Source organism: Actinomadura rugatobispora (assembly GCF_042656285.1).
Classification (GTDB): domain Bacteria; phylum Actinomycetota; class Actinomycetes; order Streptosporangiales; family Streptosporangiaceae; genus Spirillospora; species Spirillospora rugatobispora.
The window spans coordinates 143,748-166,318 of sequence record NZ_JBHSON010000005.1; the positions used below are offsets into that span (position 1 = coordinate 143,748).

General features: G+C 71.1%; 18 protein-coding genes, 1 tRNA gene, 1 other RNA gene and 1 pseudogene. 10 read left to right on the forward strand and 11 right to left on the reverse strand.

Going from position 1 to position 22,571, the window contains the following annotated elements; all coding sequences use genetic code 11:
* From ACFPZN_RS05265 to ACFPZN_RS05280, 4 genes are all read right to left on the reverse strand, one after another.
* On the reverse strand, window positions 1-1,506 hold the full coding sequence (locus tag ACFPZN_RS05265; RefSeq protein WP_378280641.1) for an SDR family oxidoreductase: 1,506 nt from the start codon (window positions 1,504-1,506) through the stop codon (window positions 1-3).
* 444 nt (window positions 1,507-1,950) lie between these two features.
* Window positions 1,951-3,060, reverse strand: coding sequence for an SDR family NAD(P)-dependent oxidoreductase (locus ACFPZN_RS05270; protein WP_378280642.1), 1,110 nt, complete (start codon window positions 3,058-3,060; stop codon window positions 1,951-1,953).
* 658 nt (window positions 3,061-3,718) lie between these two features.
* Window positions 3,719-3,806 (reverse strand) — tRNA-Ser (locus tag ACFPZN_RS05275).
* A 10-nt stretch (window positions 3,807-3,816) separates the two neighbouring features.
* The gene (locus ACFPZN_RS05280; protein WP_378280643.1) at window positions 3,817-4,173 is read right to left on the reverse strand and encodes a DUF952 domain-containing protein; all 357 of its coding nucleotides are present in this window, start codon (window positions 4,171-4,173) and stop codon (window positions 3,817-3,819) included.
* Window positions 4,174-4,254: 81 nt separating this feature from the next.
* Here ACFPZN_RS05280 and ffs point away from each other — a divergent pair.
* The 7 genes and pseudogenes from ffs to ACFPZN_RS05315 all read left to right on the forward strand — a co-directional run bounded on the left by ffs (window position 4,255) and on the right by ACFPZN_RS05315 (window position 11,441).
* Window positions 4,255-4,350, forward strand: an RNA gene (gene ffs, locus ACFPZN_RS05285) — signal recognition particle sRNA small type.
* A gap of 56 nt (window positions 4,351-4,406) precedes the next feature.
* Window positions 4,407-6,647 carry a DNA polymerase III subunit gamma and tau gene (locus ACFPZN_RS05290; RefSeq protein ID WP_378280644.1) on the forward strand — a complete coding sequence of 747 codons (2,241 nt, stop codon included), beginning with the start codon at window positions 4,407-4,409 and terminating at the stop codon, window positions 6,645-6,647.
* A 336-nt stretch (window positions 6,648-6,983) separates the two neighbouring features.
* A pseudogene (locus ACFPZN_RS05295) lies at window positions 6,984-7,322 on the forward strand (YbaB/EbfC family nucleoid-associated protein); the annotation flags it as partial.
* 336 nt (window positions 7,323-7,658) lie between these two features.
* Window positions 7,659-8,258: a recombination mediator RecR gene (recR, locus tag ACFPZN_RS05300; protein WP_378280645.1), complete on the forward strand. Its 600-nt coding sequence runs from the start codon at window positions 7,659-7,661 to the stop codon at window positions 8,256-8,258.
* Entirely contained in the window at window positions 8,251-8,817 is a 567-nt protein-coding gene (locus ACFPZN_RS05305; RefSeq protein ID WP_378280646.1) for a DUF5063 domain-containing protein, read from the forward strand. Before recR ends, ACFPZN_RS05305 begins: the two co-directional genes overlap by 8 nt.
* A 239-nt stretch (window positions 8,818-9,056) precedes the next feature.
* Window positions 9,057-10,340: an aspartate kinase gene (locus ACFPZN_RS05310; RefSeq protein WP_378280647.1), complete on the forward strand. Its 1,284-nt coding sequence runs from the start codon at window positions 9,057-9,059 to the stop codon at window positions 10,338-10,340.
* Between the two features lie 432 nt (window positions 10,341-10,772).
* A complete protein-coding gene (locus ACFPZN_RS05315; protein ID WP_378280648.1) occupies window positions 10,773-11,441 on the forward strand; it encodes a TetR/AcrR family transcriptional regulator in 669 nt (222 codons plus the stop codon).
* A 34-nt stretch (window positions 11,442-11,475) separates the two neighbouring features.
* On the opposite strand, the gene ACFPZN_RS05320 is transcribed toward ACFPZN_RS05315, so the two are convergent.
* Window positions 11,476-13,275: a S9 family peptidase gene (locus tag ACFPZN_RS05320; RefSeq protein WP_378280649.1), complete on the reverse strand. Its 1,800-nt coding sequence runs from the start codon at window positions 13,273-13,275 to the stop codon at window positions 11,476-11,478.
* A 71-nt stretch (window positions 13,276-13,346) separates the two neighbouring features.
* Complete coding sequence (locus ACFPZN_RS05325; protein ID WP_378280650.1) at window positions 13,347-14,165, reverse strand: MerR family transcriptional regulator; 819 nt, start codon at window positions 14,163-14,165, stop codon at window positions 13,347-13,349.
* A gap of 217 nt (window positions 14,166-14,382) precedes the next feature.
* On the opposite strand from ACFPZN_RS05325, the gene ACFPZN_RS05330 reads away from it, so the two are divergent.
* Window positions 14,383-14,586 (forward strand): hypothetical protein, encoded by a 204-nt coding sequence (locus ACFPZN_RS05330; RefSeq protein ID WP_378280651.1) that lies wholly within the window; start codon window positions 14,383-14,385, stop codon window positions 14,584-14,586.
* A gap of 221 nt (window positions 14,587-14,807) precedes the next feature.
* On the opposite strand, the gene ACFPZN_RS05335 is transcribed toward ACFPZN_RS05330, so the two are convergent.
* Both ACFPZN_RS05335 and ACFPZN_RS05340 read right to left on the reverse strand, forming a co-directional pair.
* Window positions 14,808-15,080 (reverse strand): hypothetical protein, encoded by a 273-nt coding sequence (locus ACFPZN_RS05335; RefSeq protein WP_378280652.1) that lies wholly within the window; start codon window positions 15,078-15,080, stop codon window positions 14,808-14,810.
* Window positions 15,081-15,276: 196 nt separating this feature from the next.
* Window positions 15,277-16,095 (reverse strand): DUF5753 domain-containing protein, encoded by an 819-nt coding sequence (locus tag ACFPZN_RS05340; protein ID WP_378280653.1) that lies wholly within the window; start codon window positions 16,093-16,095, stop codon window positions 15,277-15,279.
* A gap of 307 nt (window positions 16,096-16,402) precedes the next feature.
* On the opposite strand from ACFPZN_RS05340, the gene ACFPZN_RS05345 reads away from it, so the two are divergent.
* Together ACFPZN_RS05345 and ACFPZN_RS05350 are read left to right on the forward strand one after the other, a co-directional pair.
* A complete protein-coding gene (locus ACFPZN_RS05345) occupies window positions 16,403-16,933 on the forward strand; it encodes a GNAT family N-acetyltransferase (protein ID WP_378280654.1) in 531 nt (176 codons plus the stop codon).
* 232 nt (window positions 16,934-17,165) lie between these two features.
* Complete coding sequence (locus ACFPZN_RS05350; RefSeq protein WP_378280655.1) at window positions 17,166-18,005, forward strand: helix-turn-helix domain-containing protein; 840 nt, start codon at window positions 17,166-17,168, stop codon at window positions 18,003-18,005.
* Here ACFPZN_RS05350 and ACFPZN_RS05355 read toward each other — a convergent pair.
* Genes ACFPZN_RS05355 through ACFPZN_RS05365 form a run of 3 tightly spaced genes read right to left on the reverse strand, consistent with a single transcriptional unit; the run spans window position 18,002 to window position 22,529 of the window.
* A complete protein-coding gene (locus ACFPZN_RS05355; protein WP_378280656.1) occupies window positions 18,002-20,734 on the reverse strand; it encodes a molybdopterin-dependent oxidoreductase in 2,733 nt (910 codons plus the stop codon). The genes ACFPZN_RS05350 and ACFPZN_RS05355 overlap by 4 nt on opposite strands.
* Window positions 20,735-20,739: 5 nt before the next feature.
* Entirely contained in the window at window positions 20,740-21,567 is an 828-nt protein-coding gene (locus ACFPZN_RS05360) for an FAD binding domain-containing protein (protein WP_378280657.1), read from the reverse strand.
* Between the two features lie 11 nt (window positions 21,568-21,578).
* Entirely contained in the window at window positions 21,579-22,529 is a 951-nt protein-coding gene (locus ACFPZN_RS05365; RefSeq protein ID WP_378280658.1) for an antibiotic biosynthesis monooxygenase, read from the reverse strand.
* Window positions 22,530-22,571 lie beyond the last annotated feature (42 nt).

Here is a 22,571-nt window from a genome sequence, read left to right on the forward strand (position 1 = left end):
CTACGCGCCCCCGCCCGGACGGTGTTCGGCCGCCGCCGCGATGTTGCGCGCCATGCCGCCGAAGACCGCCGCGTGGAACGGGGAGACGCCCCACCAGTACGCGTGCCCCGCCAGCCCGTGCGGATGGAACACCGCCCGCTGCAGGTACACCGTCCGGCCCCGGGCGTCGCGTCCGATCATCAACTCCAGCCACGCCGGCCCGGGCAGGCGCATCTCCGCGCGCAGCCGCAGCAGCCGACCCGGTTCGATCTCCTCCACCCGCCAGAAGTCCAGCGAGTCGCCCGCCCGCAGACGCGCCGCGTCCCGCCGCCCGCGCCGCAGCCCCACCCCGCCCAGCAACCGGTCCATCCAGCCCCGCACCGCCCAGGCCAGCGGGAACGAGTACCAGCCGTTCTCCCCGCCGATCCCCTCGATGACCCGCCACAGCTCCCCGGGCGTCGCGTCCACGACCCGCGCGCGACGGTCGGCGTAGAGGCTGCCGCCCGCCCAGCCCGGGTCGGTCGGGAGCGGGTCGCTGGGGGCGCCGGGCACGGACGCCGACGACCAGCGCGTGCTCACGTCCGCCTCCCGGATCCTCTGGAGCGCCAGCCCCACCGCCCGCTCGAACCCGACCCTCCCCTCGGGCGGATCCGGGACGTACCGGGTGATGTCGTTCTCCTGGCACACCACCTCGTGCCGCAGCGACTCGGCCAGCGGCCGGGCGATCCCCGGCGGCACGGGCGTCACCAGCCCCACCCACAGGCTCGACAGCCGCGTCGTCAGCACCGGCACGGGCAGGATCAGGCGCCGCGGCAGCCGGGCGACCCACGCGTACCGCTGCATCATGTCCCGGTACGACAGGACGTCCGGGCCGCCGATGTCGAACCCGCGATCCACCTCGGCCGGGAGGGACGCGCATCCGACCAGGTAGCGCAGGACGTCCCGGACCGCGATCGGCTGCACCAGGGTCCGCACCCACCGCGGCGCGACCATCACCGGCAACCGCTCGGTCAGGTACCGCAGCATCTCGAACGACGCCGACCCCGACCCGATGATCATCGCGGCCCGCAGCACCGCGGTCGGCACGGCCGACGACTGCAGGATCCGCCCGACCTCGGCGCGCGACCGCAGATGCGGGGACAACTCCTGGTCCGCCTCCTCAGGGGGCACCGGCCCGCCCAGGTAGACGATCCGGCGCACGCCCGCCTCCTCGGCGCAGGCCGCGAAGATCTCGGCGGCGCGACGGTCGGTGGCCTCGAACTCCGGACCCTTGCCGAGCGCGTGGACGAGGTAGTACGCGACCGCGACGTCCTTCAGCGCCACCGCCATCGACTGGGGGTCGGTCACGTCACCCTGCACGACCTCCACCCGATGCGCCCACGGATGGTCGCGCAGCTTCTCGGGCGACCGCGCCAGGCAGCGCACCGCGTACCCGGCCTCCAGCAACTCGGGCACGAGTCGTCCGCCGATGTAGCCGGTCGCCCCCGTCACCAGGCACAGTTCGCCGTTCCCGCGCGGTCCGTCCATCTCACTCCCCCCCCGGCCGGTCCTCCGAGCCCCACCATTCCCCATCAGCCGTCCCCGTCACCCCCAAGACACGGAACCCGCAACCGGTCACGCAGCGGAAACCCCACCCGACCCACACCCCATCGCACCGCTCCGCTCGAACGTCCTACCTCCGACCGGCTGCGCAAGGCCAAAGGCCCCCACACGCTGCTTGACCGTGCCCAGAGCCCCGGCGAAGCTTCCCCACCGCCTAGGTCGTGCGCGCAGCGGCCGCTTCAAAAGCCGGGCGCAGGGCGTAGGTCGCGAAACGCCGCAGGTTGGGCCGACTCCCGGTCGCCGCCGGGCGATGCCTCCGAGCTCGCGCGCCTGCGCCAAGCCGCCGCGCGCTGGCGGGTCGGGCGCCGGATGCCATTGGGCGTGGCGGCCCGTCACCGTGCTGCTGAGCACCACACCGCGCTCATGCCTCTAGGGGCCGGGGAGGCAGGGGTTTTGGGGGCGGTCGCTCAGGACCGCTCGGAGGGGCACCAGACCGGCGGCCCGGCGGTCCCGAGTCGTGACCTCAGGAGCCGTCGGCCGCGGGAGGTCAGCGTTGACGGGGCGGTGGGTACGGCTCGTCGAGCGCATGCTCGGCGGCATGGTCTTCGCCGGCGCGGCGCGGGCGCTGACGGGCCTGGCGGGGCTCCGGCCGGGCGATGCCGCCGAGCTAGGCCGCCGCCAGTGTCTGGCTGCCGTCTCGGCGCGCCATGAGGAGATCACCAGCCCGCACTTCCCCTGTCTCCGCGCGGTGCCGGGTCGGGTGGTCTTGTCCGAGACGGCGCCGGACGTCATGTTGAACCCGGCGGCGGTCAGGGATCGTCCGGCAGCACTGGCGGCGAACGCGGCGAATGATCCCGCGTCGTTGACGGATGGCACGCGCCCCAGGGCGGTCGCCTCGTCCAGGGATGCCAGCAGCTCGGGCGTGGACGTGTCACCGGCGTAGGTGCTGCCGTAGTCGGGGGCGTCGACGATCGACTCGCGGAACCCGCCGGTCCGGAACCATTGGACTCGCACTCCCGATGGGCCCAGTTCGACGGCGTACTGGCGATACATGGCTTCGACGAGCTGCCACGCCAGCGCCGTCGATCCCATGAGGGGGTGGGGCGGCCCATATCCGACCATGGTCTGGACGACGCCGTCGCGTTGCTTGATCATGTGGGGTGCCACTGCCTGGACCGTGTGCATGTGGGACCGGGCGGCGACGGAGAGGGTGCGCTCGACGTCGTCGACCGGCAACTCGTGAAGAGGGGTCCCCTGTACCTCGTCATAGGTGACGGCTGTGAAGGCGATGTCGATGCGGCCATCGACGTCCACGACAGACCGGGCGTGCTCGCCGGTGGCGACGGCGTCGGTGACATCGAGTGCAGCGGCGGACGCGCTGAGCCCGGAGCCTGTGAGTTCGTCCGCCAGGGCTTGGACAGCCGAGTGGTTTCGACCGGCCAGGTGGACGCACGCCCCGTTCTCGGCGAACGCACGTGCGACGGCCCGGCCAACGGATCCGCCGGCTCCGTAGATCACGGCAGTCTTCCTTTGCAGCATGTGAATCCCTCCGGTGCGACTGTTCGCCTGGGTAGACCTGCGACCACGCGCTGAATCATTGGTGACGGGAGGCGCCCCAGGGGCACGTGGGGCTGGGTAGCCGACCCCACGCCGGGCCGGAGGCGTGGTGAGCGAGCGCCCGGCTGGGGTGGCCGGCCTACGCCGCCGGAGGTGGCGCCTTGATCTCCTGGAGGCGGATTCGGTGACTTCGCATAACAGGGCGGTGCCGCGATGCGACGGGCGATCGCAAGCCGTGCTTCCGGAAGGCACCAGGAACCCCGCTGCGCTCGCCAAGGCACGGCGGGCAGCGAATCTGAGGTCGAGCCGTACACCGTGGATGAGGTGCGTCGCTGCCGGTTGAGGGCCCAGGCGTCGAGGCCGATGATGACGGTCAGCGCGGCCGCGGCCACGCCCAGGAGCGCGCGGTTGCCCGAAACGCCTTTGCATGATGGCGCCTAAGGGCTGGCGAGGCGTCATGGGAGTGATCGGCTCGTCCACCAGGGCGATGGGCCGCTCGCCACCAGCACATCACCGGGGCCGTGCACAGCGCCTGGGCAGGCTGATCTGGATCTCGGGCCGATCCGACGGCGAAGGAGACCAAACGCAGAACGCCGGGTGCTCCGCTGTGGGAACCGCCCGGCGTTGTGCCTGTTCACGCTGGCGGAGGATGCGAGATTCGAACTCGCGAGGGCGTGAACCCAACACGCTTTCCAAGCGTGCGCCCTAGGCCACTAGGCGAATCCTCCGCAGGAGAGCTTACCGGTTCTCGAGGACTGACCGGACATCAATAACGGCCGAGAGGGGGATCGGGCCGTAGACGTGGGGGAAGAGCTGGCCGTCGGCTGGTTCGTGGCGGACGGGGGCCGGGAGCTGGGCGGGGTCGATGACCAGGAGGACGAGGGTCGTGCGGTCGATGTCCTTGTAGAAGCGGGACAGGACGCCCTCGACCTGGGCGAGGTCGGCGGAGCAGTGGATGAAGCCCTCGTCGTCCAAAGTGCGGCCCAGGGTGGACATGGTGTACGACACACCCGTGTCGCGGGCGGATTCCCAGTGGTGGCGCTCGGCGATGTGGAGGAGCGTTTCCTGGGGGGACGAGCGGTGGGGGGCGGGCATAGGGCCGGAGCCTACGTGAGTCGATCTGGGGCGGACGTGGCAACCGTGCAAACCCGGGGCCGCGGATGCCATAGACTCGGGGCAGACCCCTCGCACGGCGTCACCCTGTGAACCTCCCCAGGGCCGGAAGGCAGCAAGGATAAGCAGGCTCTGGCGGGTGTGCGGGGGGTCCCTTGGTTTAAGGCGACACTGTGCTTTCTGACGCTCTGCTTCTCGAGGAGGGCGGACCCCCGATGACCCTGGCTCTGTACCGCAAGTACCGGCCAGCGACGTTCGCCGAGCTCAAGGGGCAGGAGCACGTCGCAGAGCCCCTCCAGCAGGCGTTGCGGAACGGGCGGATCAACCACGCCTACCTCTTCAGCGGTCCGCGGGGCTGCGGCAAGACGTCCAGTGCCCGGATCCTGGCCCGCTCGCTGAACTGCGAGAAGGGGCCCACGCCCGAGCCGTGCGGAAGCTGCGACTCCTGCGTCGCGCTCGGCCCCACCGGCAACGGCCACATCGACGTGATCGAGATCGACGCCGCCTCCCACGGTGGTGTCGACGACGCCCGTGACCTGCGGGAACGCGCGTTCTTCGCGCCCGTCTCGGCGCGCTTCAAGGTGTACATCATCGACGAGGCGCACATGGTCACCCGGGAGGGCTTCAACGCGCTGCTGAAGCTGGTGGAGGAGCCTCCCCCGCACCTGAAGTTCGTGTTCGCGACCACCGAGCCGGAGAAGGTCATCGGGACGATCCGGTCCCGGACGCACCACTACCCGTTCCGGCTGATCCCGCCGGGCGTGCTCCAGGACCTGGTCGAGGAGATCCTCAGGGCGGAGGACGTCCCGTACGAGGAGGCGGCGCTGCCCCTGGCCGTACGGGCGGGCGCGGGATCGGCGCGGGACACCCTGTCGATCCTGGACCAGCTGCTGGCCGGCTCGGACGAGAAGGGCATCACCTACGCCAAGGCCGTGTCGCTGCTGGGCTACACCGACTCGGCGCTGCTGGACGAGGTGATCGGGGCGTTCGCCGCCCGTGACGGCGCGGCCGTGTTCGCCGCGATCGACCGGGTGGTCGAGAGCGGGCAGGACCCCCGCCGGTTCACCGCCGACCTGCTGGAGCGCGTCCGGGATCTGGTGATCCTGTCGAACGTGCCGGAGGCGGGCGGGACCGGGCTCCTGAACGTGCCGCCCGACGAGCTGGAGCAGATGCGGCGGCAGGCCGCGTCGATGGGGCCGGGAGAGCTGACGCGCGCCGCCGACCTGCTGCACACCGGGCTGACGGAGATGCGCGGGGCGACGTCGCCGCGGTTGCTGCTGGAGCTGATCTGCGCACGGATCCTCCTTCCCGCCGCGTACGAGGACGAGGCGTCGATGTTCGCCCGGCTGGACCGGCTGGAGCGCCAGGCGGCGCAGGGCGGGTTCGCCGGAGCCGGTGGCGGTGGCCCTGCGGGCGGCGGGCCGGCGCCGGCGTTCGCGGACGTTCCGGTGCCGCAGGCGGGGCCGTCCGGCTCGTCTTCGATTGTCGAGCGTGGTGGCGGGGGCGGGGAAGGCGAACGGGGTTCTGTGGATAACCGGCCGGGCGGGGACGCCGGCCGGGGCGCCCCGGCCGATGCCGGGCCCGCAGCCGCCGCCCGTCCGCAGGAAGCCCCCCGATCGGCGCCGCAGCCCGCCGCAGTTCAGGCGGCCGCGCCGCCACGTCCAGCGGCCCCGGCGCCAGCCCCGGCCCCGGCGGTACAGCAGTCGGCACCAGCGGCCCCGCCGGCGCCCTCGCAGGGCGGGGCGGACGTCTCGGCCGTCCAGCGGTACTGGCCGGACATCGTCGAGGCCGTCAAGCAGAAGAGCCGGGTCGCCTGGATGGCGATCATGTCGGGCGTCCGGCCGATCTCGCTGGACGGCAACCTCCTCACCCTGTCGTTCGAGGCGGAGGGGGCGCGGACCAACTTCACCAACGGCGGCCGGGACGTGGTGCTCCGCGAGGTCCTCCGGGAGCGGATGGGCGTCGAATGGAGGATCGACACCGTGCTCGGCGGTGCGATGCCCGCCGGTCAGGGCGGGCGTTCGGGCGGTCGGCAGGCGGGCAGGCCCGGCGGATCGGGCGGTCCCGGGGGCGGTGGATTCGGAGCGGCCCCCGCGTCGGCGTCCGGATTCGGCGGGGGCGGGGCCTCCGCGCCCGAGCCTTCGCGTCCCGGACCCGGTCAGCCGGCAGCGCAACCGGAGCCGTCCGGCGCACCGCAAGTGCACGGGGCGTCCGCGGCCTCCGTCCCGGGAGCGGGGCAAGGAGGGGCCGGTCCCGTACGGCAGGACCCCGACCCCGGGCCTCCGCCGCCCGACGAGCCTCCGCCACCGCCCGAGCCCTCGCCGGTGGACGAGAGTGACGAGGTCGACCCGGAAGGCGACGCCGACGCGGACGGTGCGGAAGCCGAGGCCAGCGGCATGGCCCTCATCCAGCGGGAGCTGGGCGGCCAGATCATCCGCGAGATCGACAACTCCTGAAGGCCGCCCGACCCTGAACCCCCTGAGCGGCGCCATTGGGCACGGGCAGGGGGCAGCACCGATAGCCCGCGCCCTAAGCGGGCGGGGGTGCCGGCGCAGGAGTCCTTTGGGGTTGGTCCGGGCGTGTCGGGCGAGATCATCGGGGGTGCGTGCCTTGGAGCAGCGCCGTTCCGCGACGGGGGCGCGTGGGATTCTGGATACGGAGTCGGCACGTACCGGAACGCGGGCGAAACCCGTAGTCTCGGGAAGACAGACGCGATGGTCGGCGGATCCGCCGAGTACGGGGCCCTTCGGGGGCGAGAGGAAACGGAGCACGCCGTGGAACCCGGTGGTCAGGTGAACTTCCAGGAGCTCCTGCAGCAGGCGCAGAAGATCTTCACCGCGCAGCAAGAGCTCGCGGAGGCCGAGGTGACGGGCACTTCGGGCGGTGGGCTCGTCACCGCGACGGTCAACGGCCAGGGCGAGGTGACCGGTCTGTCCATCGATCCGAAGACGATCGATCCCGACGATCCGGCCGATACCGCCGAGACCCTGGCCGACCTGGTGCTCGCGGCCATCCGTGACGCCGGACGAGGCGTACAGGAGCTGCAGCAGTCGGCGATGGCGCCGCTCGCCGCGCTCGGTGGCGGGCTTCCGGGGCTCGGTGGTGCCGGAGGGGGTGGTATCCCCGGCATGCCCGACATCTCCGGCCTCCCGGGCATGCCCGGATTCCCAGGATTGCCCGGCTCCGGTGCGCCCGGTGCGCCCGGTGGCCCCGGCGGGCCGAGCGGTTCGGAGGACGAAGGCGGCGAGGGCCCGGAGGAGCAGGGCGGCGCCGGGAAGCCGGGGAGCTGATCTTCCGTCGGAGCCGGACACGGCCCGGTGCCTGGACGGATCGGCCGTTCCGGCAGGCCGGACAGGCCGTCCGCAAGTCACCGTGAGGTGAGCGGACCATACCGTCACCGCGCCGGGAGTCGTATCGTGGTCGGTCGTCGTCACCCATCGACGGCCTAGCGTGAAAGGAAGGGACCGTTGTACGAAGGGGTCGTTCAGAACCTCATCGACGAACTGGGCAGGCTGCCCGGCGTCGGCCCCAAGAGCGCGCAGCGGATCGCCTTCCACCTCCTCGCCGCCGATCCCGCCGACGTCGAACGGCTGTCCAAGGCGCTCAAGGAGGTCAAGGACAAGGTCCGTTTCTGTAAGACCTGCGGCAACGTCGCCGAGGAGGAGGAGTGCCGGATCTGCCGGGACGCGCGCCGCGACCCCCAGGTCATCTGCGTGGTCGAGGAGTCCAAGGACGTCGTCGCCATCGAGAAGACCCGGGAGTTCCGCGGCCGCTACCACGTGCTCGGCGGGGCGATCAGTCCCATCGAGGGCGTGGGCCCGGAGGACCTGCGCATCCGGGAACTGATGCAGCGACTCGCCGACGGCACCGTGAACGAGCTGATCCTCGCCACGGACCCCAATCTGGAGGGCGAGGCCACCGCGACGTATCTCGCCCGTCTCGTGAAGCCCATGGGGCTGACCGTCACCCGCCTGGCCAGCGGCCTGCCGGTGGGTGGGGATCTGGAGTACGCCGACGAGGTGACGCTGGGCCGCGCATTCGAAGGACGGAGGCTGCTCGATGTCTGACTCCAACAGCCCACAGGACTGGAACGCCCTCGCCGAGCGGGTGGCCCGCCATGTGGAGAACTATCTCAACGGGCTCGAGGCCGTCGCCCGGGGCGATGGCGGCCGCCACACCGTGCCGCTGCTGCTCCTGGAGGTGTCGCAGGTCATCCTGGCCGGTGCGCAGCTGGGCGCCAGCGCCGACGTGATCCTTCCGGACAACTGGGAGCCGGAGGTCGGCGAGGACCCGGACCTGGACGAGATCCGGCAGGGCCTGTCCGAGCGGCTCATCGGGGTGGACGAGTACACCGAGGTCTTCGACCCGTACAAGGACGACGAGACGACGTCCTACCGGCTCTCCGACGACCTCGTCGACGTCGCCAGCGACCTGGTCCACGGACTGCGCCACTACCAGCACGACCGTCCGCTGGAGGCGCTGTGGTGGTGGCAGTACTCCTACTTCAACCACTGGGGCAACCACGCCGGCGCCGCGCTCCGGGCCCTGCACGCCGTGATCGCGGGCGCCCGCCTGGACGTCGCCGACGAGGCCACGGCGGCGACGGAGGCGGCCGGCGTCCTCTGACGCGGTGACGGGGTCGGCGGCGGCGCGTCGTGCGCGGCCGCGGCCCGTACGTGCCCGGGCGGTCTCCGAGCCGGCCGGGCGCCGCTCTGACCGGAGCGAGTCCGGATATTCGCGGTTTTGCGGGGCATACTCGATCAAGCGTGATCAAAGTCGTGGAGTTACCTGGTCGTAACGCATTCGAGTCACCTCGGTAGACTCGACCGCGGTACGCCAGACCCCTATCCGAGGAGCGCCCACTCGTGGCTCTTGTCGTGCAGAAGTACGGTGGCTCCTCCGTCGCCGATGCCGAGCGCATCAAGGCGGTCGCCCAGCGCATCGTCGCGAACAAGAAGGCGGGGAACGACGTCGTCGTCGTGGTCTCCGCCATGGGTGACACGACGGACGACCTCATCGATAAGGCCAAGCAGGTCAGCCCGCTCCCGCCGGTCCGTGAGCTGGACATGCTGCTCACCGCCGGGGAGCGGATCTCCATGGCGCTGCTGGCCATGGCCATCGCCAACCTGGGCCACGAGGCCCGCTCGTTCACCGGCTCCCAGGCCGGGGTGATCACCGACGGAGCGCACGGCAAAGCCAAGATCATCGACGTCACGCCGGGCCGGATCCGCACCGCCCTGGACGAGGGCTCGATCTGCATCGTGGCCGGGTTCCAGGGCGTCTCGCAGGGCACCAAGGACATCACCACGCTCGGGCGCGGCGGCTCCGACACCACCGCGGTCGCGCTGGCCGCGGCGCTGGACGCCGACGTGTGCGAGATCTACACCGACGTGGACGGCGTCTTCACCGCCGACCCGCGGATCGTCCCGGCCGCGCGCCAGATCCCCCGCATCTCCTACGAGGAGATGCTGGAGATGGCCGCCAGCGGGGCCAAGATCCTGCACCTGCGCTGCGTGGAGTACGCACGCCGCTACAACATCCCGATCCACGTGCGGTCCTCCTTCAGCCAGAAGGAGGGCACCTGGGTCGTCGACAGCAGCGATATCGAGGGCAAGAGGGACCAGAACATGGAACAGGCGATCATCTCCGGCGTCGCGCACGACCGCAGCGAGGCCAAGATCACCGTGGTGGGCGTCCCGGACAAGGTCGGCGAGGCCGCCTCGATCTTCACGGTGCTCTCCGAGGCCGAGATCAACATCGACATGATCGTCCAGAATGTCTCGGCCGCCTCCACCGGCCGCACCGACATCTCCTTCACCCTCCCGGCCACCGACGGGCAGACCGCGCTCACCGCGCTGAACAAGGTGAAGGACCGGATCGGGTTCGAGTCGCTGCGCTACGACGACCGGATCGGCAAGGTCTCGCTGATCGGCGCCGGGATGCGCTCACACCCGGGCGTCACCGCGTCCTTCTTCTCCGCGATCGCCGACGCGGGCGTCAACATCGAGATGATCTCCACCTCGGAGATCCGGATCTCGGTGGTGGTCGCCCAGGACGACATCGACACCGCGGTGGCGGCCGCCCACCGCGCGTTCGACCTCGACGCCGAGCAGGTCGAGGCCGTCGTCTACGGCGGCACCGGCCGCTGACGCCGGCCACCGATCGTCGACGAGCGCCCGGCCGTCGCCGGGGGCCTTGACCCCCCGGCGCCGCCCGTCGTCGTCGATGCCCCAACCGTTGAAGCGAAGGCGCCCTACCGTTGGCGAGGGCGCTTGGCCATCGGCGGTGGGCGGCGGGGTTTGGCCCTTTGGCGCTGGCGACGGGTCGTCGAGACTTCTTGGGGCGCGGGGGTGGCGGCCTGGGCGTCAGCGCGGACGGTTGATCGTTGAGGCGGTCGCCTTGGCCGTTGGCGTTGTCTGCTCGGCCGTTGACGTCCAGTGACTTGTCGTCAAGGCGATCGACCGGCCTCGGACGTCGTTGTGCTGGGGGACGGCCCGGTGAGGTCATTTGGGATTCGGGCGCCCGGGAGCGGCGGGGCGGGGCGCGAACAAGTTGAGCTTCCGCGCCTTAGGGTGGCCTACGTGACCGAGACCAAGGCGGTGAAGTCGGAGCAGACGCGTGCGCTGATCGTGCAGACGGCGCTGCGGCTCTTCCGCGAGCGCGGGTACGAGGCGACGACGATGCGGGCGATCGCCAAGGAGGCCGGGGTCTCGGTCGGCAACGCCTACTACTACTTCGGCTCCAAGGAGGAGCTGATCCAGGCCTACTACGACGAGCTCCAGGAGGACCACGTCAAGGCCTGCCGGGCCGTCCTCGACACCGAACGGGAGTTCGCGGCGCGGCTGATGGGGGTGCTGAAGGCCCGGGTCGACACGATGGTGCCGTACCACGAGTTCGCCGGGAAGTTCTTCAAGTTCGCGGCCGAGCCCACCAGCCCCCTCAACCCGTTCAGCGCTGACGCGGGTCCGGCGCGGACCGCGGCCGTCGCCATCTACCGCGAGGTCGTGGACGGCTCCACCCTGAAGATCGACGAGGAGTTCCGCAAGGAGCTTCCCGAGCTGCTGTGGCTCTACTCCATGGGGATCGTCCTGTACTGGGTGCACGACAGCTCCCCCGGCTGCCGCAAGACCTACCTCCTGGTGGACCGCACCGTGCCGCTGGTCAACCGCATGGTCGCGATGTCGCGGCTGCCCGGCTTCAAGTCGGTGACGCGGGAGCTGGTGGACATCATCCGCGACGTCCGCGCCTGACGCGACCCCGCCCGCCGGTCGTGCTCACGGCACGTCAGGTGAGGCCGAGGTGCTTGCGGGCGAAGGTCATCTCGGCCTCCATCTGCTTGATCCGCTCCTCGACGACCAGGGAGCCGTGGCCGGCGTCGTACCGGTACACCTCGTGCGGACGGCCCAGTTCGGTGAGCTTGCCGAGGTAGTTGTCGATCTGCCGGATGGGGCAGCGCGGGTCGTTCTCCCCGGCCAGGATCAGGACGGGCGCCTTCACGTTCTCGATGTAGGTCAGCGGGGACGACTCGCGGTAGCGCTCCGGGACCTCCTCCGGCGACCCGCCGAACAGGGAGCGGTCGAAGGCCTGGAGGCCCTCCATCTCGTCCTCGTAGGCGGCGAAGTAGTCGGCGACGGGGACGGCGGCGACCGCCACGGCCCAGTCGTCGGACTGGGTGCCGATGCCCAGCAGGGTCAGGAACCCGCCCCAGGAGCCGCCCGTGAGGACGAGGCGGGACGGGTCGGCCAGGCCGGACGACACCGCCCAGTCGCGGACGGCCTTGATGTCCTCCAGTTCGGTGAGCCCGACGCGGCCCTCGATGGCGTCCCGCCACTGCGAGCCGTACCCGGTCGAGCCCCGGTAGTTGACGCGGACGACGGCGAAGCCGTGGTCGATCCAGGCGGCGGCGGCCGGGACGAAGGAGTCCTGGTCCTGGGCGGTCGGGCCGCCGTGGACGTCGAACACCGTCGGGAACGGGCCCTCCCCCTCGACCGGCCTGCTGACCAGCGCGTGGACGCGGCCTCCGGGGCCGTCCACCCAGGCGTCCTCGACGGGCACCGACGGCGGGGCGGTCGGGCCGGGCGGGGTGAGCACCACGGCGCCGGACGTGGACCGCACGACGGGCGGTTCGGCGGCCGACGACCAGGAGAACTCGACCGTCCCGTCGGGGCGGGCGGTGGCGCCGCCGATCACGCCGCGGGGCGTGTCGATGCGGGTGAGGGAGCCGGCGCCGGAGCCGGACAGGTCGTAGCGGTAGAGCTCGTCGCGGGCCTCGTGGGAGTGGGAGACCAGCAGCGCGGAGCCGTCGGCGTACCAGTCGGCGCCGATCTCGCCGGGCAGGTCGAGGACGATCTCCTGCTCGGTGCCCGCGACCGGGTCCCAGATCAGCAGCTCGTCGCGGCCGCGGCGCTCGTGGCCGACCAGCAGCCGGGGGTCGCCCGCGACGGGGGAGAAGCCGGCGCCGTACACGCCCTTGCCGGGGCCGTCCCACAGGTCGGCGACCGCGGTCCCGTCGGGGCGGACGACGCGCAGGGCCATGTGGCGGCTGTCGCCGTGCTCGCTGTGGCCGATGGCGACGAGGGTCTCGTCGCGGGAGAGGGCGGCGACGTGCGCGTCCTCGGCGTGCTCGTACAGCGTCTCCGGGGCGGCCCCGGGACGGCACAGGTGGACGGTGTTGCCGCTCTCGGTCGTCCGGCCGACGAGCGCGAGCCCGCTGGACCCCAGGGCCAGCCCGGACGGGTAGGACGGCTCCAGGCCCGGCACGGCGGGATCGCTGCCCGAGCCGTCGGCGCCGGCGATGTCCGCGGCGCCGAACGGTGTGCGCCGCCAGATGCCGAACTCGTCGCCGTCAGTGTCGGCGAACCACCAGATCGACTCACCGGTGGGGTCGACGCCGCCCATCCACGTGCCGTTGGGACGGTCGGTGACCTGCCGCCGGGTGCCGGTCGTGCGGTCCCAGGCGTAGATCTCCCAGGTGCCGGTGACGTTCGACCGGTAGGTGCTGCGGTGCGGGGCGTCCAGGGCCCAGCCGGGCAGGCTCACCCGCGCGGCACGGAACCGGGCCTTCCAGCGCTCTTCGTCGACCATGCCCTCAAGTATGACGGTGCGGTCTCGATGCCGACGCCCGCTCGGCGGCGCTGACCGCGGAAGGCCGGAGGTCAGGGGCGCCTGGGCTCGGAGGGGGCGGCCAGCCGGGCGAGCACCCGGTCGATCTCGGCTCTCACCTGGCGGTCCATGGCGCGGGCGAAGCCCGCCTCCACCGCGACCTGGGCGCCGGGGCGCAGCCGGGCCAGCACGTCGGTGAGGCCGGCGAGGTCCTGCTCGGCCATCCGCGCGACCACATGCCTGGTGATCAGCCGGACGAACACGGCCGCCAGGTCGTCCATGCTCCGTTGCAGCTCCTGGCTGGCCGAGAGCACCTCCTCGAGCGGCACGCCCGCCTGGACCAGCGTCACGGTGGCCTCCAGCTGGCGGCGGCTCCAGTGGGTGACGCGGTCGCCGTCGATCTCGATGTGCCCCAGGCGCACGGCCCGTTCGACCGATCGCGTGCTCACCTGGCCGGGGAACAGCGCGGCGAGCTCGTCCAGAGTCAGGGTCACGGGGGTCTCGGTGGACCAGGGGGTGGTCACGGCCTGCTCGACGCCGAGCACGGCCTCGATGTCGCGGCCCTCTTCCCAGGCCGACAGCAGCTCGCGGATGCCCTCCAGGGTGTGGCCGCGCTCCAGCAGGCTCGCGATCATGCGGAGGCGGGCGAGGTGGTCTTCGGAGTACAGCCCGATCCGGCCCGCGCGGCGCGGCGGGGGCAGCAGCCTGCGCTCCTGGTAGTAGCGCAGCGTGCGGACGGGGAGTCCGGCGGCCCGGGCGAGCTCGGCGATGCGGTACTCCCGGACGGGGCGCGGCGGCGCGGGATCGGCGCTGGTGATCGCTTCGTTCGCCGGGGTCGGGCCCCCGTTTTCCCGCGCCGGATTGTCGCTCACGGCGCAAGCATAGTTCGCCACGGTCCCCGCACACTGCGTGATCGCGATGAAGCGGGACCGGTCGGGGTTTGCGGCCCGATATCCGGGTCTGTCCCCGCGGTCGGTTCACCGTTCCGGTACCGGGACTTCCCAGGGGCGCCCTATGGGGCCGGGCCTGGGTGGGCTAATCTCAGCCGGTCCCGTTCACGCGCTCCCCGTTCTGGAAGGGTGATCGTTCATGCCCAGGACCTCATCCACGTTGGTCGCGGCCGTCGTGCTCGTCTCGGGGCTGGGGGTGACCTCGTGCTCGCAGGACCGCTGGTGTGAGCATGACGCGACCGACACCGTGGTCAGCGACAGCTTCTGCGAGAAGAACACCCCCGGGTACGAGTGGGAGTCCGGCGGCGACTCCAAGAAGAAGAAGCGCAAGAAGAGCCACTAACGCACGACGCGTCCGCGGGGGCTAGACGCGCCTCCGCCGGGCCGTGGTCTTGCGTGGCCTGCGCCGCCGGGGCCGATCCTTGCGTTGCGGGTCATCGGCCAGGAGCAGTTGCTCAAGCGAACGCGGCACGATCTCTTCGCGCCTGTCGGTGAACTCTTCAGGCTTGTCGGCGTATCGGGAGCGCATCTGGGTCGCCTCCTCTGCGCACGGTACGACGAGGGCTAGGCGGCGGTGGTGTAGGCGGGAAAGGCGAGGGCGATGGCATGGAGGGCCCAGCGCATCCGGACGGTGTACGCCTCGGGGTGATCGCCGGCCTCCTGCGCCACGTACGCGGCGCACGGCGCGTGGTCGCCTCCGCAGGCGCACAACCGCGCGTCGATCGCGGCCCGGACCTGCTCGGGCGTGGGACGTCCCGATGCCTGCAGCGGGGAGGCGAACAGGATCTGGGCCAGGTCGGAGGTGCTCATCGAGGTGGGGCTCAGCGTGTGCGACATCGTGTGCCTTCTTCCGTCGGTGGGGGGTCTCCAAGCCCCTGCCGCTAAGTAAGACTCTGACGATCCGGCGAACTCATCGCTATCGGGGAAAGCCCCCAAAGAGAGGGGACCTAGCCCCTAGAGCCGTTCTAGGCATAACTCCACCCGCCCCGCGAAACTTCCGGTCCCCCGCATCCTTTACCTGCGAGCCTCTGCGCTACGAGCGTGCGAGCGTCTCGTAGAGCAGGGCCTGGCTCTCGTGCGGGGGGAGGGCGTCTCCGGAGAGCAGGCCCCACTCGTGGACGAAGCGGTCGACGTCCTCCTGCTTGTCCATGTAGTACTCGCCGGTCGCCTGGTTCAGGTGGACGACGTCGGGCAGGTCGTCCTCGGCGAAGCGGAACACCGTGTACGCGCCCCCCACGCCGAGGGCCGTCACGGCGGTGAACGGGACGATCTGGAGGGTCACCTCGGGCGATTCGCTCAGTTCGAGCAACCGCTCCAGCTGCCCGCGCATGACCTCGGCGCCTCCCCAGGCGCGGTGCAGGACGGCCTCGTCCAGGAGGGCCCAGAGCTTGCGGCCGCCGGCCTTCAGGAACAGCTCCTGGCGTTCGATCCGCAGGTCGACCCAGCGCTCGACCTCCAGATCGGGGGTGCGGGGCTGCCTGAGCCTGGTGACGGCCCGCGCGTAGTCCCTCGTCTGGAGGAGTTCGGGGACGACTTGCAGCTCGTACACCCGGAGGAGCGAGGCGGCCACCTCCAGGCCGAGGTAGTGGTCGGTGCCCGTGGAGATCAGGTCGCTGTAGCCGTACCACCATCCCGGCCTGTTGCTCTCCTGGGCGAGCTGGAGCAGGGACTCCCGCTCGCGTGCCTCGGTGATCCCGTACAGGGTGAGCAGGTCCTCCACGTCCCGCACCTTGAACGGGGAGCGGCCCAGCTCCATGCGGCTGATCTTGGAGTCGCTGGCCCGGATGGCATGGGCGGCCCTGGAACGGGGAATCCGCCGCGCCTCCCGGAAGCGGCGCAGCCGCGCCCCCAACAGAATGCGCGGAACAGTGGGCCCGCCCAGCCCACCCATGGGTTCGCCTGGGGCGGTTGGGGCAGTGGGGCCGTCGGGGACGGTGGGTTCTTCCGGGGCGTGGGCGGGTCCGCCGTCCGTTGCGTTCCCAGCCTTCACTGACCCTCCCGAACGACGAATCGCGGTGTCCCCGCCGACCCCTTGACCTTAGGGTCGTCCCGTTGCGCGCACAGCACCGGCCCCAAAGCCGAAAACGGTCAAATCGCCCATTTTCTAACGCCTTCCGCGCGGGGATCATCAGATCAACAGCGTGAGAGGCGGCCCCCGAATGACCGACCTGATCCAGCTCACCGACCGTTCGGACGTCACCCCGGCGCTGCGCCGGGGCCTCATCGACTGCTGGACCCGAGTGACCAACGGCGACGGCGAAGCCGGCTTCCCGTTCCCGCCCGTCCACGCCCACAACGTCGCCCCCGTCATGGACGCCCTCATCACCCGCCTGCACCCCCATCGCGAACGGCTCCTCGTCGCCCGTTGCGGCGCCGCCCTCACCGGGTGGGTCGCCCTCAGCCGCGACCCCAACCCCCGGATCGCGCACTGGGGCAGCGTCAACCTCCTGCAGACCCTGCCGTCCCACCGCAAGCGCGGCGTCGGGACGGCCCTCATGCGCCGCCTCCACCACATCGCCCGCGAGGAGATGCGACTGGAACGGCTCCAGCTCGCCGCACGCGGCGGACTCGGCCTGGAGCATTTCTACGAACGGCTCGGCTGGCGGGAAGTGGGCCGATGGCCCAAGTCCGTCTGCCCGGGAAAGAATGGCACCCGAGACGAAGTCATCATGGTCCTGCGTCCCCTGTAGCCGCACGCAGCCAATTCCCGGATCCGCCACGAGGTCCTCGGCGACCACGGCCCGGCCTCCATCATCATCACCGGTATCTACGACGAATCCCGGCTCCTGGAAATCGAGGCGGTCGCCGTGGCGCGCGGCGTCCCGGAAAGAAAATCGACATACCAGTACATAGACTCTGCATCTCGTGAGAAGCCGCGCGCCCTCCGCGATCGTGACCGAAGATGGAGGGCGGGAGGCGTGAATGACCGGCGATTACCGAGGTCCGAACATCAACGCCCGCCGTCTCGGGCTGTACCTCCAGCGCACCCGGGAGATCGTGGGGCTGTCGTACGAGGAGGCCGCGGCGCGGACGGGCTGCGAGTCCGACTGGCTGGTGCGGGTGGAGACCGGCTTCGCGCCGCCGGCGCCCGCCGAGGTGGAACGGCTGCTGGAGCGCTACGAGGTCCGCGAGGCCAAGGTCGCCGAGCTGATGATCGACCTGGCCTCGCGACCGGACGGCCCGCCCTGGCTGGCCGGGCGCACGATGAAGGCGGAGGCGCGCGACGCCCTCATCTCCGAGTCGGAGGCGTGCGTCGTCCACACCTACGGCTTCCAGAAGATCCCGGATCTGGCGCAGGCGGAGGAGTACGCCCGGTTCGTCGCCTCCGTCCAGATCATGGAGTGCGACGAGGAGGCCGAGTGGGAGCTGCTGGACCACCGCCGGCGTTTCCGCGCCGGCGGCCGCCGCCGCTTCCTCGACGTGATCGTCGACGAGCACGCCCTGACCCTGCCCGTCAAGGATCCGAAGGTGATGCGCGCGCAGCTGCGCCACCTGCTGGAACTCGGCGAGAGCCCCGACGCCAGGGTGCGGGTGGTGCCCGACGGGGCGCTGTTCTACGAGGACCGCGCCCACCCGTTCGACGTCCTGGAATTTCCCGGTATCAGCGACCGGATCAGCCTCATCCACACCATTCTGGGCATCGGCCTGGCGCGGGGTGATCTCACCGACCTCTGGGAGACCATCGAGGAGAAGTCCGCCGCCTCCCCCGAGGAGTCCCGCACCCTCCTCCAGACCCTCCTGGAAGAACGCACCACCGGCTAGCGGCGCCGCGCCTGCCGTGGGGCGGCTCCGGCCGCCCCACGGGCCTCCAACGCCGCGTGGACGCGATCGCGCGCCAGCGGAAGCGTCCCGAAGCGGATGCCGGTGGCGTCCCGCACCGCGTTGGCGAGCGCGGGGGCCACCGGGTTGAACGGGCTCTCGCTCATCGACTTGGCGCCCAGCGGGCCCAGCGCGTCGGACGTGTCGGCGAAGAACACCTCGGTGCGCGGCACGTCCCCGAACGAAGGCACGTGGTAGTGCCGGAAGACCGGCGTCGCGACCCGCCCGGCCCCGTCCACGACGAGCGACTCGTACATCGCCGCGCCCACCGCCTGCGCCACACCGCCCTCGACCTGCCCGCGGCACTGCATCGGATTGATGACCCGCCCGGCGTCCGCCCCGTGGACGCTCTGCAGGATCCTGATCTCCCCGGTCGCGGCGCACACCGCGACCCGGAACCCCTGGACGTTGAACGCCACCGAACACGGCGCCCCGTCGGACGCGCCGTCCGCGACCAGCTCCCGGCCGCCGAGCCGCGCCGCCGCGGCGACGGTGGCGAGCTTCAGGCAGGTGCCGCCGGAGCGGATCTCGTCGCCGTCGAAGACGAGGGTGGACGGGTCCGCGCCCGCGTGGTCCCCGGCGACGGCGGCGACGCGTTCGCGCAGCGCCCCCGCCGCGCGGGCGACGGCCAGCCCGGTGACCGTCGTCCCGGTCGAGCCGAACGCGCCGGTGTCGTGGCCGACCTTGTCGGTGTCCGCCTGATCGATCCGGACCCGGTCGACGGTCGTGCCCAGGACGGCGGCGGCGAGCTGCCGGTGCACGGTCGTCGTCCCGTTCCCGAACTCGGCCATGCCCACCGCGAGCTCGTAGGCGCCGTCGGCCAGCAGCCGGATCCGCGCCTCGGACCGGTGCCCGCGCGGCGGAATCGTGTCGATCATCGCCAGCGCGACGCCCCTGCCCACGGACCAGCCCTCCTCCTCGGGCCCGTCGCCGCGCCCCAGGGCCTCGTCGACACGGGCCAGGCACTGGTCCAGGCCGTAGCTGCCGATCACGGCCTCGTCCGCCGACGGGACCTGGAAGCTCACCATCGCGTCGCCGGGACGGATGATGTTGCGTTCCCGGAAGGCCACCGGGTCCATGCCGATCGCGCGGGCGAGCTCGTCGATCGCCGACTCGACGGCGAAGATCCCCTGGCTGAGCCCGTAGCCGCGGTAGGCCCCGGAGGGGACGGTGTTGGTGTAGACGGCGTACCCGTCCACCCTCTTGTTCGCGCAGCGGTACACGCCGATCGACTCGTTGCAGGCGTGGAACACGACGCCCGCGTGGTTGCCGTACGCGCCGGTGTCGGTGACCACCCGCAGCCGCAGCGCCGTGAGCGTGCCGTCGTCCCGCGCGCCCGCCTTGACCTCCACGGTCGCCGGATGCCTGGTCACGGCCGCCTCGAACTCCTCCTGGCGGGTGAACTCCAGTTGCACCGGACGTCCGGTCCGCAGGGCCGCGAGCGCGACGACGTCCTCGGTCAGCATCTCCTGCTTGGCGCCGAACCCGCCGCCCACCCGGCCGCACACCACGCGCACGCCGTCCTCCGGAAGGTCGAAGAGCGCGCACAGGGCGTCCTTGGTGAGGAACGGCACCTGGCTGCTCGTGCGCACCGTCAGCCGGCCCGACTCGTCCACCCAGGCGATCGATGCGTGGGTCTCAAGGTGCGCGTGCTGGAGACGATGGCTGGCATAGGTGTGCTCATGGACGACGTCGGCCTCCTCGAACGCCGCCTCGACATCGCCTATGCCGCCGTGCACCTCGGCCGCGATATTGCGTTCCGCACGGGCGATGTGCTGCTCGGCGCCCTTGTCCCCATGCAGCACGGGCGCACCATCCCGCATCGCCTCGTCGGGATCCAGGACGGCCGGAAGCACCTCGTAGTCGACGGCGATCCGTCGGCAGCCCTCCTCGGCGGCCGCCACGCTCTCGGCCACGACGGCCGCGACCCGCTGACCGGTGAACCGGACGACGTCGTCGAACAGCAGCGTGTCGGAGGGGTCGTCGCCGGGGTTCTGATGCCGTCCGGTCGAGTAAAGCCGCCGCGGCGCGTCCTCGTGCGTGAACACCGCCTGCACGCCAGGGACAGCCTGGGCGGCGCTCGTGTCGATAGAGACGATCCGGGCGTGCGCATGCGGCGAGCGCAGCAGCTTGAGGTGGAGCAGGCCCTCCATGGCCACGTCCAGGGTGTAGCGGGCCTGCCCGCTAACAATCTCTGGCCCGGCCGGTGCCGGTACGTTCCGTCCACACGGATCGCCCTCCTCCGGCTCCTCCACGTGGACGATCCCGTGCACGGCGTCGTCGATCGCACGGTAACCAGTGCAGCGGCACAGGTTCCCCTTGAGCGACCGCGCGAGGTCTTCCCGCTGCCCTTGATCGAGCGCGGCCACCGTCATGATCATTCCCGCGGTGCAGAAGCCGCACTGGAAACCCTGCGCCGCCAGGAAGTCGCGCTGCAGCGGATGCGGCCCCAGCCCCTCGATCGTCGTCACCCGGTGCCCGGCCGCGCGGAACGCGGGAAACAGGCAGCTGTGCACGGGCCGGCCGTCCACGTGCACGGTGCACGCGCCGCAGTCGCCCGCGTCGCAGCCCTTCTTCACCCCGAAATGACCGAGCTCCCTCAGAAAGGTCCGCAGGCACTGCCCAGGACATGCCTCGGCATCGAACACCCGACCATTGACCTCGATCCGCATCCGGATCACCTCCCCCCGGCCGTCGCGAGCTCGTCCCTGATCTCCTCGGCGAACCGGAGCGTCATGTGCCGGCGCCATTCCGGCGTCCCGTGCACGTCGTCGAAATAGGACTCCGGGGGGATCACGACGTCGAGGGCATCCCGAAGCTCCCTCGACCCGGGCGTCCGGCGGAAGAACAGCAGCACCGGACGCGGCGTCGAGGCGGTCACCGTCAGCGCGAAGGAGCCGTCGTCAGGCGACCACCTGCCGATGAGCAGCGCCGCCGAACGGCCGAGCGGCGCCAGCGAGGTCCAGCGGAACGCCGTCCGGAACCGCATCGCCCACTCCGGCAGCATGATCGAACGCAGCAGCTCACCCGGCTCCAGGACATTCCTTCCCGGCCCGGTGACGAAATCCGCCGCCGCGACCCGCCGCTCGCCCCCGCCGGTCGTCCAGATCGTGCACTCGCCCTCCAGGGCCGCCGTCAGGGAGATCATCGGACCCGCGGGCAGCGACATGCACAGATTGCCGCCCACCGTGGCCTCGTTCCACACCTTGAAGGAGCCCAGCAGTGCCCGGCGGCACTGGTCGATCAACGGCGCCGCCGTCCAGTCCGCCGGCATGTCCACCGACAACTTCGCGAAGGTGCACGTCGCGCCGATCTCCAAACCCCCAGGCCCGATCCGCAGCGGCTCCCAGCCGAAGCCCCGGAGATCGATGAGCCGCTCAAGGTCCGGCTGCGGCTCGGAGAACAGCCACGTCCCGCCGCCGAGCCACGCGTCCCCCGGCCGCCACGCCGCCTGCACCGCCCGGGTGGGCGCCTCCACCACCGAAGTGATCCCGTTCAGGTCCATAAGCAGTCCATTCACGTGACCAGTGCGAACAACACGATGAGCAGCACGTAACACGCCACCACCAAAGCCGCGCCCGCGACCTGAACGCGCCGCGAGCGTCCGGGCGGCAGCCAGAAGGCCAATCCCCGATTCACCAGCGGCATCATGACCCAGGTCAGAATCGAGACACTCAGCACATTCCCAATGAACAGCGCCAGATACAACGGCGCCCCCAGACCGGAAACCTCCCGATCCACCGTCAACGTCAACACCATGACCGTGGGATACAACGCAAGCAGCACCGCCATGGCCTGCTTCCAACTAGGTGGAGCCCCCTCCCGCGCCCCCTCGAACCGGAACCACCCACTGAACGCCGACCGGATCTCGCGCACCTCATAATCGCTGAAACACTCGTCCCCCTCGTCCAACAACCGCCTCCGAACCTCGGAGTCCATCCACCGTCCCAAATTCTCCCGACTATCAAAACGAAAAATAACGACCCACCTATCCTGAATCCCCTCGACAGGCTCGAACAGCTCCGACCCCATGAACCCGGGAAATTTCTCCTGCGCCTTCAACGTCTTACGCTGCCACTCCAAAAAATCCTGTTCCCGCCCAGCCCTGACCTCATGCGACACCACCGCGGTCACCGCCTCCTGCGCGCGCGCCCCACCACTGAGCACCTCCTGCGCCGGCTCCTCCTCGAACAGCCCACGCCCCTCCTCGATAAGCCGCCGCCGCGTACCGGACCTCAACCACGCGCTCAACTGGTCGACGTCGGAGAAGCGGAACACCACCACCCACTCGTTGCTCGCGCCGGACTCCGGCGGGTACGACTCCGTCCCCTCGAACCCGTCGAAGCCCCGTGCGGCCCGGTTCACCCCTTCCTGCCAGCGCCGGTAGTCGTCCTCGCACCCCCGCAGAACCTTCTGGGACGTGACCACCGTCGCCCCGGCCGAGCCGTCATTTGCCCTGACGCCCATAAGGGGTAGCGTAGTAACAAAGCGACAAACAGGACAAATTGC